General features: G+C 60.7%; 18 protein-coding genes. 13 read left to right on the plus strand and 5 right to left on the minus strand.

Annotated features, from left to right (window positions below; all coding sequences use genetic code 11):
- Nucleotides 1-153 precede the first annotated feature (153 nt).
- From ppsA to ACW9IN_RS07475, 8 genes are all read left to right on the plus strand, one after another.
- Nucleotides 154-2,529, plus strand: a complete 2,376-nt coding sequence (gene ppsA, locus ACW9IN_RS07440; RefSeq protein WP_457365268.1) for a phosphoenolpyruvate synthase — start codon at nt 154-156, stop codon at nt 2,527-2,529.
- 106 nt (nt 2,530-2,635) lie between these two features.
- A complete protein-coding gene (locus tag ACW9IN_RS07445) occupies nt 2,636-3,625 on the plus strand; it encodes an alpha/beta fold hydrolase (protein WP_457365269.1) in 990 nt (329 codons plus the stop codon).
- Nucleotides 3,626-3,808: 183 nt separating this feature from the next.
- Complete coding sequence (gene rraA, locus ACW9IN_RS07450; protein ID WP_457365270.1) at nt 3,809-4,300, plus strand: ribonuclease E activity regulator RraA; 492 nt, start codon at nt 3,809-3,811, stop codon at nt 4,298-4,300.
- Nucleotides 4,301-4,325: 25 nt separating this feature from the next.
- Nucleotides 4,326-5,321: a zinc transporter ZntB gene (locus ACW9IN_RS07455; RefSeq protein WP_457365271.1), complete on the plus strand. Its 996-nt coding sequence runs from the start codon at nt 4,326-4,328 to the stop codon at nt 5,319-5,321.
- 86 nt (nt 5,322-5,407) lie between these two features.
- Nucleotides 5,408-5,653 carry a CrfX protein gene (locus tag ACW9IN_RS07460; protein ID WP_411392141.1) on the plus strand — a complete coding sequence of 82 codons (246 nt, stop codon included), beginning with the start codon at nt 5,408-5,410 and terminating at the stop codon, nt 5,651-5,653.
- A gap of 2 nt (nt 5,654-5,655) precedes the next feature.
- A complete protein-coding gene (locus ACW9IN_RS07465) occupies nt 5,656-6,480 on the plus strand; it encodes a mechanosensitive ion channel family protein (RefSeq protein WP_457365272.1) in 825 nt (274 codons plus the stop codon).
- An 87-nt stretch (nt 6,481-6,567) separates the two neighbouring features.
- Complete coding sequence (gene sigX / locus ACW9IN_RS07470) at nt 6,568-7,158, plus strand: RNA polymerase sigma factor SigX (protein ID WP_457365273.1); 591 nt, start codon at nt 6,568-6,570, stop codon at nt 7,156-7,158.
- Nucleotides 7,159-7,265: 107 nt separating this feature from the next.
- Nucleotides 7,266-8,249, plus strand: a complete 984-nt coding sequence (locus ACW9IN_RS07475; protein WP_457365274.1) for an OmpA family protein — start codon at nt 7,266-7,268, stop codon at nt 8,247-8,249.
- 60 nt (nt 8,250-8,309) lie between these two features.
- Here the strand turns inward: ACW9IN_RS07475 and cobA are convergent, their stop codons facing one another.
- From cobA to ACW9IN_RS07500, 5 genes are all read right to left on the minus strand, one after another.
- On the minus strand, nt 8,310-9,053 hold the full coding sequence (gene cobA / locus ACW9IN_RS07480; protein WP_457365275.1) for a uroporphyrinogen-III C-methyltransferase: 744 nt from the start codon (nt 9,051-9,053) through the stop codon (nt 8,310-8,312).
- 26 nt (nt 9,054-9,079) lie between these two features.
- Entirely contained in the window at nt 9,080-10,750 is a 1,671-nt protein-coding gene (locus ACW9IN_RS07485; protein WP_457365294.1) for a protein kinase domain-containing protein, read from the minus strand.
- Entirely contained in the window at nt 10,750-11,961 is a 1,212-nt protein-coding gene (locus tag ACW9IN_RS07490; RefSeq protein ID WP_457365276.1) for a nitrate/nitrite transporter, read from the minus strand. The genes ACW9IN_RS07485 and ACW9IN_RS07490 overlap by 1 nt, the downstream gene beginning before the upstream one ends.
- A 211-nt stretch (nt 11,962-12,172) precedes the next feature.
- Entirely contained in the window at nt 12,173-12,748 is a 576-nt protein-coding gene (locus ACW9IN_RS07495) for an ANTAR domain-containing response regulator (RefSeq protein ID WP_457365277.1), read from the minus strand.
- A gap of 13 nt (nt 12,749-12,761) precedes the next feature.
- Nucleotides 12,762-13,988 carry a CmpA/NrtA family ABC transporter substrate-binding protein gene (locus ACW9IN_RS07500; protein WP_457365278.1) on the minus strand — a complete coding sequence of 409 codons (1,227 nt, stop codon included), beginning with the start codon at nt 13,986-13,988 and terminating at the stop codon, nt 12,762-12,764.
- 249 nt (nt 13,989-14,237) lie between these two features.
- On the opposite strand from ACW9IN_RS07500, the gene sctC reads away from it, so the two are divergent.
- From sctC to ACW9IN_RS07525, 5 genes are all read left to right on the plus strand, one after another.
- Nucleotides 14,238-15,680 (plus strand): type III secretion system outer membrane ring subunit SctC, encoded by a 1,443-nt coding sequence (gene sctC / locus ACW9IN_RS07505; protein ID WP_457365279.1) that lies wholly within the window; start codon nt 14,238-14,240, stop codon nt 15,678-15,680.
- Between the two features lie 15 nt (nt 15,681-15,695).
- Entirely contained in the window at nt 15,696-15,908 is a 213-nt protein-coding gene (locus ACW9IN_RS07510; protein ID WP_457365280.1) for a FliM/FliN family flagellar motor switch protein, read from the plus strand.
- 168 nt (nt 15,909-16,076) lie between these two features.
- Nucleotides 16,077-16,475 carry a winged helix-turn-helix domain-containing protein gene (locus ACW9IN_RS07515; protein ID WP_457365281.1) on the plus strand — a complete coding sequence of 133 codons (399 nt, stop codon included), beginning with the start codon at nt 16,077-16,079 and terminating at the stop codon, nt 16,473-16,475.
- Nucleotides 16,468-16,929, plus strand: coding sequence for a transglycosylase SLT domain-containing protein (locus ACW9IN_RS07520; protein WP_457365282.1), 462 nt, complete (start codon nt 16,468-16,470; stop codon nt 16,927-16,929). Before ACW9IN_RS07515 ends, ACW9IN_RS07520 begins: the two co-directional genes overlap by 8 nt.
- 86 nt (nt 16,930-17,015) lie before the next feature.
- Complete coding sequence (locus ACW9IN_RS07525; protein WP_457365283.1) at nt 17,016-18,035, plus strand: quinone-dependent dihydroorotate dehydrogenase; 1,020 nt, start codon at nt 17,016-17,018, stop codon at nt 18,033-18,035.
- Nucleotides 18,036-18,308: the final 273 nt, after the last annotated feature.

The raw sequence follows: 18,308 nt of genomic DNA on the forward strand, positions 1-18,308 counted from the left end.
ACGAATCTTGGATATGATAGGCGCGATTTTGCCGTCCCGCAGTGGGCCGCATTCTCACTTATTTTCCAGGTCCAGGCCACAAACGCAGGCGAACGCTCCTACTGAGCAGCCCGCGCCCTGAGCTTTTCCAACACAGTTAGTGGAGAGATCACCTTGGTAGAGTACGTAGTTTCCCTCGATAAGCTCGGCGTCCATGATGTAGAGCATGTGGGGGGCAAGAACGCATCCCTCGGCGAGATGATCAGTAATCTTGCAGGCGCTGGTGTCTCGGTGCCCGGAGGTTTCGCCACCACGGCCCAGGCTTACCGCGATTTCCTCGAGCTGAGCGGCCTCAACGCCCAGATCCACGCCGCGCTGGACGCTCTGGACGTCGATGACGTCAACGCCCTGGCCAAGACCGGCGCCCAGATCCGCCAATGGATCATGGAAGCCGAGTTCCCCGAGAAGCTCAACGAAGAAATCCGTGCCGCCTTCGCCACCCTGTCGGCCGGCAACCCCGATGTGGCCGTTGCCGTGCGCTCCTCGGCCACCGCCGAAGACTTGCCGGACGCCTCCTTTGCCGGCCAGCAGGAAACCTTCCTCAACATCCGCGGCGTGGATAACGTGATCCGCGCGGCCAAGGAAGTGTTCGCCTCGCTGTTCAACGATCGCGCCATTTCCTACCGTGTTCACCAGGGCTTCGACCACAAGCTGGTGGCCCTGTCCGCTGGCGTGCAGCGCATGGTGCGTTCGGAAACCGGCACCGCCGGCGTTATGTTTACCCTGGACACCGAATCGGGCTTTCGTGACGTGGTGTTCATCACCGGCGCCTATGGCCTGGGTGAAACCGTCGTACAAGGCGCGGTGAACCCCGACGAATTCTACGTCCACAAGCACACCCTTGAAGCGGGCCGCCCGGCCATCCTGCGCCGCAACCTGGGCAGCAAGGCCATCAAGATGATCTACGGCGACGAGGCCAAGGCCGGTCGCTCGGTGAAAACCGTCGAGGTCGACAAGGCCGAGCGTGCGCGTTTCTGCCTGACCGATGCGGAAGTCAGCGAACTGGCCAAGCAAGCGATGATCATCGAGAAACACTACAAGTGCCCGATGGACATCGAGTGGGCCAAGGACGGTGACGACGGCAAGCTGTACATCGTGCAGGCCCGTCCGGAAACCGTGAAGAGCCGCACCTCGGCCAACGTCATGGAACGCTACCTGTTGAAAGAAACCGGCAAGGTGCTGGTGGAAGGCCGTGCCATTGGCCAGCGCATCGGCGCCGGCAAGGTGCGGATCATCAAGGACGTGTCCGAGATGGACAAGGTTCAGCCCGGCGACGTGCTGGTCTCCGACATGACCGATCCGGACTGGGAGCCGGTGATGAAGCGCGCCAGCGCCATCGTGACCAACCGCGGTGGGCGTACTTGCCACGCGGCGATCATTGCCCGTGAGCTGGGGATTCCGGCGGTGGTGGGTTGTGGCAATGCGACCCAACTGCTCAAGGACGGCCAGGGCGTGACGGTATCCTGCGCCGAAGGCGACACCGGCTTCATCTTCGAAGGCGAGCTGGGCTTCGACATCAAGCAGAACTCCATCGACGCCATGCCGGACCTGCCGTTCAAGATCATGATGAACGTCGGCAACCCGGACCGTGCCTTTGATTTCGCGCAGTTGCCGAACGCCGGGGTGGGCCTGGCCCGCCTGGAGTTCATCATCAACCGCATGATCGGCGTGCACCCCAAGGCCCTGTTGAACTACGACGGCCTGCCGCTGGACATCAAGGAAAGCGTCGACAAGCGCATCGCCGGTTATAGCGACCCGGTGAGCTTCTACGTCGAGAAACTGGTGGAAGGCATCAGCACCCTGGCGGCGGCGTTCTACCCGAAAAAGGTCATCGTGCGCCTGTCGGACTTCAAGTCCAACGAATATGCCAACCTGATCGGCGGCAAGCTCTACGAACCGGAAGAAGAAAACCCGATGCTGGGCTTCCGTGGCGCCTCGCGTTACATCAGCGAGTCGTTCCGTGACTGCTTCGAGCTCGAGTGCCGCGCCCTCAAGCGCGTGCGCAATGAAATGGGCCTGACCAACGTCGAAATCATGGTGCCGTTCGTGCGCACCTTGGGCGAGGCGAGCCAAGTGGTGGATCTGCTGGCCGAAAACGGTCTGGCCCGGGGTGACAACGGTCTGCGCGTCATCATGATGTGCGAGCTGCCGTCGAATGCCTTGCTGGCCGACGAGTTCCTCGAGTTCTTCGACGGCTTCTCCATCGGCTCCAACGACCTGACCCAACTGACCCTGGGCCTGGACCGCGACTCGGGGATCATTGCCCACTTGTTCGACGAGCGGAACCCGGCCGTCAAGAAGTTGTTGGCCAATGCCATTCAGGCGTGCAACAAGGCCGGCAAGTACATCGGTATCTGCGGCCAGGGCCCGTCCGATCACCCTGACCTGGCCAAGTGGTTGATGGAGCAGGGCATCGAAAGCGTCTCGCTGAACCCTGACTCCGTGCTGGAGACCTGGTTCTTCCTGGCGGAAGGGCAAGCGTCCGTCTAAAGTCGTCACGTCAAAAGTGCCGGTCACCTGTCGAGGGTGGCCGGCATTCTTATCTGTGCAGGGCGGAACTCCTTCCGGACGCCGCCCTTTTTTGTGCAAGAGCATTATGCAAAGCAGCAGCAACCTGTTTCCTGTCGCCCTGATCAGCGCTGAGCGTCGCGGCGACCTGAGTGAAGATGTGTACCGCCTCAAACCCGGTAACAGCCCGGACGGCACTGTCGAGCTGGCGGTGACCCGTCTGGGGCTGGCGGATGTCCCGGAAAACCGGGGCATCCCGGTTATTTTGTTGCATGGCAGTTTCTCCAACCGGCGCTTCTGGTATTCGCCCAAGGGCATCGGTTTGGGCGCCAGCCTTGCGCGCCGGGGGTTCGATGTGTGGATCCCCGAAATGCGCGGCCATGGCCTCTCACGACGCAACCAGGATTACGCCAGAAACCGGGTCGCCGACTATGCGCGTTACGATTTGCCGGCCATTGGCGCGTTCGTGCGTGAACAAAGCGCGCAGGTGCCGCATTGGATCGGTCATTCGCTGGGCGGGATCACCCTGGCAGCAGCCCTGGGCGGGCAATACCTGGGCGCGCCGGCGGTGGCTTCGGCCGCGCTGTTTGGTTGCCAGGTGAGTCGTACCTACTGGCCGCTGAAGATTCCACCGGTGGAGTGGACCGGACGGTTGATATTGAAGCGCTTTGCCCACATGTCGGGAGCGCGGCTCAAGCGCGGCCCCGAAGACGAACCCATCGGCGTCATGCTCGAAGCCATGCGCTGGCACGGCCTGTTCGGGCGCTTCGGTGACGCTGACCGTGACTGGTGGAAAGGCCTGGCCGAGGTCGATGTGCCGCTGCTCGCCGTCAGCGCAGCGGGCGATCGACAGGACCCGGATTGGGCCTGCCGCGCTCTGTTCGAGCAGGTGGGTTCCGAGCATCGCCAGTACCTTTGTCTGGGGCGTGAGCAAGGGTTTACCGGGGATTTCGGCCATGTGGAGATGCTGGTCAGCAAAGCGGCCCAGGCTGAAGTCTGGCCATTGGTTGCGCAATGGCTCAACGATCCGCTGACACCGTTGTTCGGTGCCGCGCCCCCGGCGTTGGCGGCGGTTTGAGGGAGCGCTCTGCCAAGGGCGTTTCGCTTGTGCCGGGTTGCGGCTAACATATGACGCGCTGAACCCTTCCGGTCATATTCAGTCGCGCAGTGGTAATTGCGTTGCGGCGGAGCGAGTGGGAGAGTTCGCCCTTCGACCGGCATTTCCTTGAAAGACACTTCTTTGGCAGAAAGGAATTTTTCGATGAATCATTACGTCACCCCCGACCTGTGCGACGCCTACCCGGACCTGGTGCAGGTACTTGAGCCGATGTTCAGCAATTTCGGTGGCCGCGACTCCTTTGGTGGCGAGATCGTTACCATCAAGTGCTTCGAAGATAACTCGCTGGTCAAGGAACAGGCGGATTTGCCGGGGGCTGGCAAGGTGTTGGTGGTTGACGGTGGTGGTTCCCTGCGCCGTGCCTTGCTGGGCGACATGATCGCCGAGAAAGCTGCGAAAAGCGGTTGGGAAGGGCTGGTGATCTACGGGTGCATTCGTGATGTCGACGTCATCGCCCAGACCGATCTCGGTGTGCAGGCGCTCGCCAGTCATCCGATGAAGACCGACAAGCGGGGTATCGGCGACCTGAATGTGGTGGTGAACTTCGCCGGCGTGACTTTCCGCCCGGGCGAATACATCTACGCCGACAATAATGGCGTGATCGTGTCGCCAACCCCGCTGAAGATGCCTGAATAAACCGCGATAGCCGACAGGAGTGAGGATGTTCGAGGAAGAAAACGCGCAGTGGGGGCTGGTGCACGCCCTGGTGCTGGACGGTAAAGGCGGTGCGCGTTCGATTGCCCGGACTGAACTCGACGACCTGCAACTGCAACCCCAGGAAAGCCTGTGGTTGCACTGGGATCGTAGTCATCCCCAGACGCAGACCTGGTTGCGCAAATCCAGTGGCCTGAGTGAGTTCGCTTGTGACTTGCTGCTGGAGGAGAATACCCGTCCGCGCCTGTTGCCTTTGCCGGACGCCGAATTGCTGCTGTTTTTGCGCGGGGTCAACCTCAACCCGGGGGCCGAGCCCGAGGACATGGTCTCGGTGCGTATTTTTGCGGCGGCCAGCCGCGTGATTTCCCTGCGATTGCGCCCGCTGCGCGCCACTGACGAGTTGCTGGTGCAACTGGCGGAGGGCAAAGGGCCGAAGACCGCCTCTGAGCTCATCCTTTATATGGCCCAGTACCTCACCAACAAAGTGCAGGACCTGGTCACGGATTTGTCGGAAATCGTCGATACCGAGGAAGAAAAGCTGGATGCCGACGAACGGTATACCCCGGAACATGGCAGCGTCCTGCAGATCCGTCGACGGGCGGCGGGGCTCAAGCGATTCCTGGCACCGCAACGAGACATTTTCGGCCAGCTAACGCGGATCAAGCTGCCCTGGTTTTGCGATGACGATGCCGACTACTGGAATGAATTGAACAACAGCCTGACCCGCTATCTGGAAGAGCTGGAATTGACGCGAGAGCGCGTGGGGCTTGTGCTGGAGGCTGAAGACCGGCGCCTGAGCGTGCGTATGAACCGCACCATGTATCGCTTCGGGATCGTCACCGGAATCTTTCTGCCCATGAGTTTTCTCACGGGGTTGCTGGGCATCAACGTGGGGGGCATCCCGTTCTCGGCCAGCCCCTATGGATTCGTGTTTGCGTGCCTGCTGATGGTGGTCGTGGCGCTTGGACAATGGTGGTTATTTCGACGATTGCGCTGGGTTTGAGCTGAATATGACCTGAACGTAGGAAAGGTCTCATGTGACCTTAGGAATTTTACCCTCGTCTTTTAAAACACTTGCGAGAGGTCTTTATGCACGATCCGTTCGAACAGTCTTTGCGTGACATGCTCAATGCTTCGCCGTCCAACCGCGACGACGATGCCTGCCTGGGCCGCGTGTTGAAAACCGCCAACCGGCAGGTGGGGGCGGGTGACCTGTTCGGCTTGCTCGGCCGCTGGCTGCCAGCGTTGATGATGGCCCTCAACAACGGTTCGGCGCATGTTTCTCCGGTTTCCCGTCGTAAATCTCTTGCTCGCACTGCTGATAAGGCTGATTGAATATGGAACTTGATCTCTGGACCCAGAGCCTGGTCACTGCAATGACCGCATTGTGGACCAAGGTGGCGAATTTCATTCCCAACCTGTTTGGGGCACTGGTCCTGGTATTGCTGGGCTTTGTCGTGGCCAAGCTGCTCGACACCCTGTTGTCCAAGTTGCTCGCAAAACTTGGCCTGGATCGCCTGATGGCGGGTACCGGCCTGACCAAATTGTTGGGGCGTGTCGGCCTGCAAGTGCCGATCTCCACCTTGATCGGAAAGATCGTTTATTGGTTCGTTTTGCTGATTTTTCTGGTTTCTGCGGCTCAATCCCTTGGACTTGAGCGAGTTTCAGCTACGCTCGACATGCTTGCGTTGTATTTGCCGAAGGTTTTCGGCGGCGCGCTGGTACTGCTGGTCGGTGTTTTGCTGGCGCAACTGGCCAATGGGCTGGTGCGCGGCGCCGCCGAAGGCGTGGGGCTGGACTATGCGGCAGGCTTGGGGCGGATCGCGCAAGGTCTGGTGATCATCATCAGTATTTCCGTCGCGATCAGCCAGTTGGAGGTCAAGACTGACCTGCTCAACCATGTGATCGTGATTGTGTTGATTACCGTTGGTCTGGCCGTTGCGCTGGCCATGGGGCTGGGAAGCCGGGAAATTGCCGGTCAGATTCTTGCGGGAATCTATGTGCGTGAGTTGTATCAGGTTGGGCAACAGGTACGGATAGGTGAGGTCGAAGGGCAAATCGAGGAGATCGGCACAGTCAAGACGACGGTGTTGACCGATGACGGCGACCTGGTGTCGTTGTCCAACCGGATCCTCCTGGAACAGCAGGTCAGTAGCCGGTAGACCGGCAAACCCTGCTAATGTACGCCGCCGCAAACCCGGCTGAACGGGCTGTGGCGGACATTGACCCGACTGTCGGCACGACTTGTTTTGAATAAAGCCCAAACGCTGTCTACGCGCTATGACCCCCGTGAGCTCTCTGATGAGGAGTTGGTCGCGCGCGCGCACACGGAGCTGTTTCACGTAACTCGCGCGTACGAAGAATTGATGCGCAGATATCAACGCACTTTGTTCAACGTTTGTTCAAGGTATTTAGGGAACGATAGAGATGCGGATGATGTCTGTCAGGAAGTGATGCTCAAGGTGCTGTATGGCCTCAAGAACTTTGAGGGTAAATCGAAGTTCAAGACATGGCTATATAGCATCACGTACAACGAGTGCATCACGCAGTATCGCAAGGAGCGGCGAAAGCGTCGGTTGATGGACGCTTTGAGTCTCGACCCCCTTGAGGAGGCCTCTGAAGAGAAGGCACCTGCTCCCGAGGAAAAGGGCGGACTCGATCGCTGGTTAGTGTATGTGAACCCGATTGACCGAGAAATTCTGGTGCTACGTTTTGTCGCAGAGCTCGAGTTTCAGGAAATCGCTGACATCATGCACATGGGTTTGAGTGCTACAAAAATGCGTTACAAACGTGCTCTTGATAAATTACGTGAGAAATTTGCGGACGAGACTGAAACTTAGTGCGTGGCAAATATCTCTTACGTGTAGGCAAGTTCTGTTAGACTTGTCGCCGAGTTGTCCCCCGGTTTGTGGGACTGCTTTACAATCACCAGATGGGGATTTAACGGATGAAACTGAAAAACACCTTGGGCTTGGCCATTGGTTCTCTTATTGCTGCCACTTCTTTCGGCGCTCTGGCACAAGGCCAAGGCGCAGTTGAAGGCCAGCTGTTCTACAAGAAGCAGTACAACGATAGCGTCAAGCACATCGAAGACGGCTTCAACCCAGGCGCTAGCATCGGTTACTTCCTGACCGACGACGTGTCGATCAACCTGAACTACGACACCACCAAGCACACCCGTTCGAACGACGGTACTGGCAACCAGAAGATCAAGGGTGACACTGGCAGCGTAACTGCTCAGTACCACTTCGGTCAGGCCGGTGTCGACTCCCTGCGTCCATACGTAGAAGGCGGTTTCGGTCACCAGTCCCGTACCAACGTACAGGCTGACGGCCACAGCGGTCGCGACCAGTCGACCCTGGCTATCGCTGGCGCTGGCGTGAAGTACTACTTCACCGACAACCTGTTCGCCCGTGCTGGCGTTGAGTCTGACTACAACCTGGACAACGGCAAGTGGGACTACTCCGCTCTGGTCGGCCTGGGTGTGAACTTCGGCGGCAACGCTGGCAAAGTCGCTCCAGCTCCTGCTCCAGCACCAGCTCCAGAGCCAACTCCAGAGCCAGAAGCTCCAGTTGCTCAAGTTGTACGTGTTGAGCTGGACGTCAAGTTCGACTTCGACAAAGCCGTTGTTAAGCCTAACAGCTACGGCGACGTGAAAAACCTGGCCGACTTCATGAAGCAGTACCCACAAACCACCACCGTGGTTGAAGGTCACACTGACTCCGTAGGTCCAGACGCTTACAACCAGAAGCTGTCCCAGCGTCGTGCTGACGCGGTCAAGCAAGTTCTGGTCAAAGACGGTATCGCTCCTAACCGTGTTAGCTCGGTTGGCTACGGCGAATCCCGTCCAGTTGCCGACAACGCAACTGAAGCAGGCCGTGCTGTTAACCGTCGCGTAGAAGCCTCGGTTGAAGCTCAAGCTGCTCAGTAATCACTGAGTAGTTGAAAAAAACCCGGCTCAGGCCGGGTTTTTTTTCGTCTGCGATTTGCCTCAGGCGCTCGCCGCCACAGCGACCCGGGCCGCCTGCGCAGTTGCGGCAACACGGCCGATCACCAGGATCGCCGGGCTCTTCAATTCGAAGGCCAGCGCGGTCTCATGCATGTGTGACAGCGTGCTGCGACATTCCCGCTGCTGGGGCAGCGATGCGTTCTCGATCATTGCCACTGGCATATTCGCGGCCATGCCGCCCTCCAGTAACTGCCGACGAATCTCCTCCAGTTTCGCCACCCCCATGTACACCACCAGGGTGGTTCCACCCTCCGCCAGCGCGCGCCAGTTCAGTTGGCTGTCATCCTGCGTATGGGCGGTCACCAGCGTCACGCCTCGACTTATGCCGCGCAGTGTCAGCGGTATGTCACAGTTCGTGGCACCCGCCAGTCCGGCAGTGATCCCGTTGACCAGTTCCACCTCAATGCCGCGCTCGCGCAGCCAGTCGGCTTCCTCACCACCACGCCCGAAAATACAGGGGTCGCCGCCCTTCAGCCGCACCACGCATTTGCCCTGGCGCGCATAGCGCAGCAGTAGCCTATGGATAAAGTCTTGGGGCGTCGAGCGGCAGCCGCCGCGTTTGCCCACCGTGATCACTTGCGTACCAGGGCAATGTTCCAGCACCGCCGGGTTGACCAGATCGTCGATCAGCACCACATCGGCTTCGCGCATCGCACGTACAGCTTTGAGGGTCAGCAACTCGGGATCACCGGGGCCGGCACCCACCAGCCAGACTTTTGCGTTCATGTGTTTTTCCTCGTCCAGCGATGGCTCTAGCTGTGAAAGAGTGAATACAGGAGGACCAGATTGATCAGCAGCGACAGCAGCGCCAGGGTGCGCCAGACCTTCAGCGGCTCGCGTTCTAGCAAGGGCCTGGGGCGGATGCTCAGCTCGCGTCGCTCTGCCTGCTCCAGTACGAGTAACCATTCTTCGGCGGTTTCATAACGTTGCGTCGGCTGGGCGGCTACGGCCCGCTCCAGGCAAAGCGGCAGCCAGTCCGGCAGGTCGGGTCGATAGCGACTGGCGCTGACAGCCTGATTGAAGCGGGGCCGTTGGAATGCTTCGATCTCACCGTAGGGGTAATGCCCGGTCAGCAGGTAATACAAGCTGACGCCGACGCTATACAAGTCCTGTTGAACGGTAGGACGCTCGCCATTGAAGGCTTCGGGAGCAATGAAGCTCGGCGTGCCAGGCAGTACGTGGGCGCAGTCCTCCGAGAGGCCCGGGCAGTAGGCGAGACCGAAATCCAGCATACGCAGCTCACCATCCTCGCCCAACAGCAGGTTTTCCGGCTTGATGTCGCGGTGCAGGATCTGCCGACGATGCAGCAGGCCCACCGCCCGCAGTAAACGTTCGGCCACGGATTGCCACTGTGCCAAGGGCAGCGGGCCCTGCCGCCGAAACAGCTCGGCGAGGGTCTGCCCCGGGTATTCGCGCATCACGTAATACAGGTGCTGACGTCCGCTGCCGGCGTGCACTTCCGGAAACGCCCGACCTGCGACCCGGCGCAGGAACCATTCTTCCGACAGCAAGGCCTGGCCGGCATCATTGTCATCGTCGCGGCTCAGGGGCAGGGTCTTGAGCAACCAGGGTTGTTGCTGTGCATCCCGCACCCGGTACAGCAACGATTGCCGGCTCTGGGCCAGGAGGGTTTCCACTTGCCAGCTTTCAAAATGTTGCCCGGCTTTCAGCGGTGGCGGCAGCGGCCATTGCTGCAATTGCACCAGTGCATCGCCCAAAGTGGCAGCGCCGAGTTGGTCGACGCGCACCAGCAGCGCGCTGGCGTTATCCTGACTGCCCGCCAAGTGGGCCGCACTGACAAGGGTGTTGACCGCCAAGTCGAGGTCCGACTGTTCCCGCAGGATCGCCTGAATGCTGTGATCACCCAGCGTGGCCCACACGCCATCACTGAGCAGCAGGAAGCATTCACCTTCACGCAACGCACCATCGAGAAAATCCAGGACCAGATGCTGGTCCAGACCCAGCGCGCGCTTGAGCACATGCTGCATGCCCGGCTGTTCCCACACGTGATCTTCGCTGATGCGTTGCAACTCGCCATTCAGCCAGCGATACGCCCGGCAGTCCCCCACATGGGCGAGGGTGAAACGCTGGCCACGAAAGACCAGCGCACTGAGGGTGGTGAGCAGTGGCTGACCACCGCCATTGGCCTGTAGCCAACGGTTCTGTGCCAGTAACAAGCGTTCCAGGGCCTGGGCCACGCCCCAGGTCTGGGGCGTGGCGTAATAGTCCAGGGCCAGAGCCTGCAAGGTCGAGCGTGCGGCCAGGCCGCCGTCGGCGCATTGGCTGACGCCATCGGCCATGGCGCACAGGTAGCCTTTGCTTGCGGCCAGCTCCGCCACGGGGGTAACCACCCGCAGCGCATCCTGGTTTTCCGCCCGAGGGCCGATGGCGCTGGCCTGGGCCACGCTCAGTTGCAGGCTCATCAGACGCGTGCAGCCGTCACGGCCGCTGAACCCCAAGTGGTCCTCCAGCGACGTTTCACGCCGTGCAGCCCGAACCAGGCCAGTACGCCCAGGCTGGCGAACAACCACAAGGCCAACTGATAGCTGCCGGTACTTTGCTTGATGGCGCCCATGCCCGCGGCCAGGGCGAAGCCGCCAATGCCGCCGGCCATGCCGATCAGGCCGGTCATCACGCCGATTTCGCGGCGGAACCGCTGGGGCACCAATTGGAACACCGCGCCATTACCGGCACCGAGGCCGAGCATGGTGCACACGAAAAGTGCCAGTGCCGCGTAGGAACTGGGCAGGTTGAAACCCACTGCTGCGATGCAGATGGCTGCCACGCTGTACATGCCGAGCAGCGTACGGATGCCGCCGAAACGGTCGGCCAGGGCGCCGCCCAGAGGGCGCATGAGGCTGCCGCCAAACACGCAGGCTGCCGTGTAATAACCGGCGGTGACCGGGCTCAGGCCGTATTGGTCGTTAAAGTAGCCGGGCAATGCACTGGCCAGGCCGATGAAACCGCCGAAAGTCACGCTGTAGAAAAACATGAACCACCAGCTGTCGCGGTCACCCAGGGCTTTGAAGTAGTCGGCCATGGACTTGGCCTTCGGACGTTCGGGGGCATTACGTGCCAGCCAGGCGAATACGATCAGGGTCAGGATCAGTGGAATCAACGCAAAGCCGAATACGTTGCTCCAGCCAAAGGCCGCTGCCAGTACAGGGGCCAGCAGCGCGGCAAATACGGTACCCGAGTTACCGGCCCCGGCGATGCCCATGGCCTTGCCCTGGTGCTCGGCCGGATACCACTGCGAGGCCAGGGGCAGGGCCACGGCGAACGACGCGCCGGCCATGCCAAGGAATACGCCGAGCAACAGCGCCTGCTCGTAGCTGTGAATCCCCAACTTCCAGGCACACAGTAGCGCCACGATCACGATCGCCTGACCGATCAGTCCGGCGGTCTTGGGCGACAACTTGTCCGCCAGCATGCCCATCAGAAAGCGCAGTACCGCGCCGGCGAGGATCGGCGTCGCTACGACCAGGCCACGTTGCTGGGTGGTCAGGTGCAGGTCAGCGGCAATCTGCACCGCCAGCGGTCCCAGCAGGTACCACACCATGAAGCTCAGGTCGAAATACAGGAACGCGGCAAACAGGGTCGGGGTGTGCCCGGATTTCCAGAAGCTTGATTTCATCACGCACCTCAACGGTTGGAAGTCTTGTAAGAAGGCCTGGGGATGGGGCCGCCCACGGAGGCCGCCCCATCGGCCCCGGTCCCTGGGGCCAAAAACAAAAAAACGCCGCCACCGGGTTCGCGAGGGCAAACCGGATGTGCGACGTCTTTGTCGTGGAGGGGCAACCGCCGTTGGCTACCTGTATCGAATACTTAGCAAAAGCTGAGCCAGCTCAGCCCAGCAGCTCGCTCATGGCGATAATCTGCTCTGCCACCTGGATCAATTTCTGTTGGCGACTCATGGCTTGGCGGCGCATAAGGGTGTAGGCCTCTTCCTCATTGCAGTCCTTCATTTTCATCAGCATGCCCTTGGCCAGCTCGATGCGTTTGCGCTCTGCCAACTGCTGGTCGCGGGCCTGGAGCTGGGCGCGCAAGGCCTGGTCGCTTTCAAAGCGGGCCATGGCCACGTCGAGAATCGGTTGCAGGCGCTGGGCCTGGATGCCTTCGACGATGTAGGCGCTCACACCGGACTTGATCGCCTGGCGCATCACGCTCGGGTCGTGTTCGTCGGTAAACATCACGATAGGCCGTGGCCGGTCACGACTGACCAGCACCACTTGTTCCATCACATCGCGAGTCGGTGACTCGGTATCGATCAGGATCACGTCGGGGCGCACTGTTTCGACGCGTGCCGGCAGATCGATGGTCAGGCCTGACTCATCGATCACCTCAAACCCGGCCTCGGTCAGCGCGGCCTTGAGGCGTCCGACTTTGCGCGGGGTGTCGTTGATCAACAGGATTCGCAACATGTTCATGCTCCTGTCAGCGCAAGGCCTGGCGGCCGGAATGATCGGCCAGGGCATGCAGACGGAAGCTGCGGGCGTAGGCGGCGGGGTCGGTGCCATCCCAGACTTTGCCGTCGATCAGTTGGCTGCTGCGCACGTCCGAAGACCGGGCCGGAACACCCACGGCGTCGGCTGCCTGGCGATAGAGCGCCAGCTGTTGTACCTGCCGGGCAACGCCGAGGTAGTCGGGGTCTTCGCGCAGCAAGCCCCAGCGACGAAACTGCGTCATGAACCACATACCGTCGGACAGGTACGGCAGGTTCACGTCGCCGCCTTCAAAAAAGCGCAGGGCGTGGGGGTCTTGCCACTGGTTGCCCAGGCCATCGTCATAGTTCCCCAACAGGCGGGGTTCGATGCAGTCGAGCGGGGTATCGAGGTATTCGCGGGCACTGAGCAACTGTGCGGTAGAGCGACGGTTTTCCGGGCTTTGCTCGATAAAACGACTGGCTTCGAGAATCGCCATCACCAGTACGCGGGCGGTGTTGGGGTACTGATCGACGAACGCTTGGGTGCAGCCCAATACTTTTTCCGGATGATTCGGCCAGATCGCCTGGGTGGTTGCCAGGGTAAAGCCCTGGTTTTGCAGCACTGCGCTGGCACACCAGGGTTCGCCGACACAGAACCCGTCGATACGCCCGGCCTGCAAATGCGCGACCATCTGCGGCGGCGGCACCACCACGCTGTTCACATCCTGCAACGGGTGAATGCCCTGGCTTGCCAGCCAGTAATACAGCCACATCGCATGGGTGCCTGTGGGAAAGGTCTGGGCGAAGGTGAGTTTTGTGCGGCTTTGGTGCACGTGGCGATCAAGTGCCTCAGGAGTGATCACCCCTTGTCGTTGCAGGCCGTTGGACAGGTTGATGCTCTGGCCGTTCTGGTTCAGCCCCATCAGCACCGCCATATCGATCGGCGCCACGCCGCCGATGCCCAGGTGCACGGCATAGATCAGCCCGTACAGGCTGTGGGCGGCGTCCAGTTCGCCGGTCACCAGCTTGTCGCGCAGGCTGGCCCACGAGGGTTGGCGCTTGAGGTTCAGGGTCAGGCCATAAGGCTGGGCAAACCCCTGGGTGGCGGCCACGACCAGCGAGGCGCAGTCGGTCAGAGCCATGAACCCCAGGTCGAGGCTGCTTTTTTCCGGTGCATCACTGCCGTTGACCCAGGCCAGTGGGTCTTTCATCGGGCTGTTGCCAACCGAATCGTTCATCGACATCTACCTTTTCTTTCAAAAAAAAGCGTCGTTTCCCTTGATGGCGGTGCAAGCCAATGCGGGTAACGACGCCTTTGTCCGTCAGCCTGCTCCGTCGTTGGCGCGGGCCCTGATGCAGAGTACTTAGCAAGGCACATGCCACGGGTCGGCAAGCAGTGTCCGCCATCAGCTTTCCATCAAGATTGAAAGGCGGCGGCCTTTCAGTATGGCCGCCTCTTCATGCCAGGCTGCCCAGGAAAAACCACGGTGTACGCTGATTTCCCTGCCACCATTTTGCGCGCTCGGCTCTGCGGCTGGCTGCTGTGCGCTGCGCTGCTATTGAGTGGTGCCTCCGCCCGTGGCGAGACCTATCTGGCGCACGAGCAAAACCTGCATACCTTTTTTACGGCGCTGTCAGCACCCCTGGGGTTGCCGGTCGTGGTCAGTCGCGAGGTGGCCCGCCGGCATCTCAGCGGCACATTCGATTTCGACGCGGCGCAACAGACACTGCAAACCGTTGCGCAGCAGCACGATCTGATCTGGTACGGCGACGGGCAGGTCTTGCACCTGTACCACGCCAACGAGGCGAAAAGCTCGGCCGTGGCTTTGCGGCATATCTCGGTCGACCGGTTGCGCGACCACATGCGCCGTTCGGGGCTCGATGAGTCGCGCTACCCGCTGCGTAAAAGTGGCGAGCGTACTTTTTATGTCTCAGGCCCGCCGAACTATGTGGATCAAGTGCTGCGTCTGGCCCAACTGATGGATCGACCGAAGGCTGATCTGCGAGTGGGAGCGCAGGCATTCAGGGTGGTGCAGGTGCTCAACACCCACGTGGCGGATCGCCAATACAGCCTGGGGGACAGCACGGTAAATGTACCGGGGCTGGCCGCTACCCTGGAAACCCTGCTTTCGGCTGAGCAAAAAGGCGCACTGGCGGACAGGCAACTGGCGGTGTTCGCCTACCCGGACACCAACAGCCTGCTGATCAAGGGCAAGCCGGCTCAACTGCGCTTCATTGAGCGATTGATCGCAGAGCTGGACGTGCCCAAGCAAGCGATCGAAGTGGCGTTATGGCGGGTGGATATCGAGCGCGACGAACTCCAGAAGATCAACCTGGAATGGGCATCCCAGCGCGCTGCGCCTTTCTGGACGACACGGGTGCTCGAACCACAGGAGGATAACCGCCTGATGGCACAACTCTCCGCGCTGGAGCGTCGGCGCCGGGCGAATCTGGTGGCATTGCCGGCCATCCTGGCGCAGGAGAATGTACCGGCGGTGTTCCAGGAGCATCACCGGTTTTACTTGCCAGCCTCCCGTAACGAAAGCACCGACTCAACGCCTGTGCGGTACAGCACCCAGGTCAGTGTGTTGCCGCGTATCGCCGAAACGAACGAAATCGAGATGCTGCTCAGCGTCGAGGATGGGCGTCGGATAGACACGAGCCCACGCGGAAAGGGCGGCGCAGTGGGGCATATGAGCATCGGCAGTGTGGTACGCGTGTCGCAGGGGCGACGCTTGTGGGTGGGAGCGTTTGAACGCAGTGCCGAGTCGGGGAAAGACAGGGTGCGCCTGTTCGTCATTCAGGCCCGGGCGGTGGGCGGTGACTCAAAAGGCCTGGTCGATGCCTTTGGTCCTCCGCCGTTGACGGCGGCGCAGTACGAACGTGTCAAGCGGGCGTTCGTGCGACCGGGTCGCGATTTATCTCAATGAACAAGGCGTGTGTCCATGCATCTGGAAATCCTTCTGCAGGAACAATTGATCAGCCGCAGGCGCTTGGCTGCTTTTGCGCCGGGCAAGGTGCTGCCGTTGGCGCCCGAGGTCATCCACTGTGTGGAGGTGAGGGTCAACGGCCAACTGCTGGCCATGGGCGAACTGGTGCAACTGGAGGATCGGCTGGGGGTTGAGTTGCTGGAGGTGTATCAGGATTGGCTGTCTTGATCAGGTCCTGTGACGATTTGTCTGACGGGGTGCTTCCAGGAAACCCGGGAAATTTGGGTTTTTCCCTGGCGTGCCTCCCAGGCTCGTTTTTTATAGTCGAGGAGTTGGCGCATGAGCCGGTAGTGCAAATAAGGAATTCGATGTCAGTACGTAGATGCAGAGGTGGATATGGCCGCCATGAGTAATGGATTGCCAGCGGCATCCCTGATTTTTGCGCGCTGGACCTTGCACGGTGATGGGCGCTTGACCACCGAAGGCGCGGACATTCAGTTGCCGCCCAAGGAAGGCTTGGTCTTGCGCTTGCTGCTGGCCTCTGGCGGTGCATTGATGACCAAGGATCGCCTGCTGGAACTGGCCTGGCCTCAGGGCGATGTGGCCGAGGAGTCTCTGACACGCTGCATTTATTCGCTGCGCAAGCACTTGAAGGAAGACAAGCGGTTTATCAAGACCATTTATGGCAGGGGGTATCGTTTTACCTGCCCGGTGCGTTCCCACGAACCGGGCCGTAGCGTGGCACGAAGCGTGGGTCAGGTCTGCCCGGCCTGCGGGCAAGTCAGCCATGGTTAAGGCCTGGGGGCGGTGCCTGTTGTTGACGCTGCTGATGGGCAGCAGCCCGGTGTTGGCATTTTGCTGGGCGGAGGTGGCCAGCCGCTATGACCTCGAGCCTGAGTTGCTGCAGGCCATCGCGGCGGTCGAGTCCGGTAATCGACCGGACGCCGTGAACCGCGTCAACAGCAATGGCACCCGTGATATCGGCCTGATGCAGATCAACAGCATTCACCTCCCGCGCCTGCTCAAGCTGGGAATTACCGAAGAACGGCTGCTGAGTGAACCGTGTTTGTCGGTGGAGGTGGGGGCTTCGATCCTTGCCGGATTTATCCAGCGGTTCGGCTACAACTGGACGGCGGTAGGGGCCTATAACGTCGGGCCGGGTCCGGGGCCGCAGCGCGAGGCGTTGCGTCTGCGTTATGCGCAGAAGATCTGGGCACGTTACGAAGGCCTGGTGATGCAGCGGCATTGACGATTGGGCAGCACGCCTCGCGCGCACCCCGCCACCCCGGCTATAATCGCCGCCACCTTTCGCCGCCATCCGAGTCTAGCCCGCCCATGTATACCCTGGCCCGCCAGCTGTTGTTCAAACTTTCCCCGGAAACTTCCCACGATCTGTCCCTGGACCTGATCGGCGCGGGCGGCCGTCTGGGGCTCAATGGGCTGGTGTGCAAGGCGCCGGCAAAAATGCCGGTGTCGGTCATGGGGCTTGAGTTCCCCAACCCAGTGGGGCTGGCGGCCGGCCTGGACAAGAATGGCGCTGCCATCGATGGTTTTGCACAACTGGGCTTCGGTTTTGTCGAAATTGGTACCGTGACCCCCCGGCCACAGCCAGGCAACCCGAAGCCACGGATTTTTCGCTTGCCGGAAGCCGAGGCGATCATCAACCGCATGGGCTTCAACAACCTGGGCGTCGATCACTTGCTGTCACGGGTTCAGGCGGCCAAGTACACGGGCATCCTGGGCATCAATATCGGCAAGAATTTCGATACGCCCGTGGAGCGTGCCGTGGATGACTACCTGATCTGTCTGGACAAGGTCTACGCCCACGCCAGCTATGTCACCGTCAACGTCAGCTCGCCCAACACTCCGGGCCTGCGCAGCCTGCAATTCGGCGATTCGCTCAAGCAATTGCTCGAAGCCTTGCGCCAGCGCCAGGAAGACTTGGCCGTGCAGCACGGCAAGCGTGTGCCGTTGGCTATCAAGATCGCCCCGGACATGAGCGACGAGGAAACCGTGCTGGTGGCCCAGGCCCTGGTGGATTCGGGCATGGATGCGGTGATCGCCACCAACACCACCCTGAGCCGCGCAGGTGTCGAAGGTCTGGCCCATGGCGATGAGGCGGGCGGATTGTCGGGTGCGCCGGTACGTGACAAGAGCACCCATATCGTCAAGGTGCTGGCGGCGGAGCTGGGTGGGCGTTTGCCGATCATCGCGGTGGGTGGCATCACCGAAGGCAAGCACGCGGCCGAGAAGATCGCCGCTGGTGCCAGCCTGGTGCAACTGTATTCCGGCTTCATCTACAAGGGCCCGGAACTGATTCGCCAGTCGGTGGATGCGATCGCTGCACTGCGCTGATGCTTTGATTGCAGGTATTGCAGGAGCGGACTTGTGTGGGAGCGGGCTTGCTCGCGAAAGCGGTGGGTCAGTGAAGCAAGTTTCGGCTGAAAGAACGCCTTCGCGAGCAAGCCCGCTGCCACCATTGGATTAGTCCGAGTACGTCAGGCAGTTTTTCCCAGCCAATAAAAAGGGCTCCATAAAGGAGCCCCTGGGCCGAAGCCCGCCGCCCGGATGGGGCGCGCATGGTAAGTCGTTGCTGTTTCAAAGGTGGTGTGTCGGAATTAGTGCCCT

It is taken from the genome of Pseudomonas sp. SDO5271_S396 (assembly GCF_054071795.1).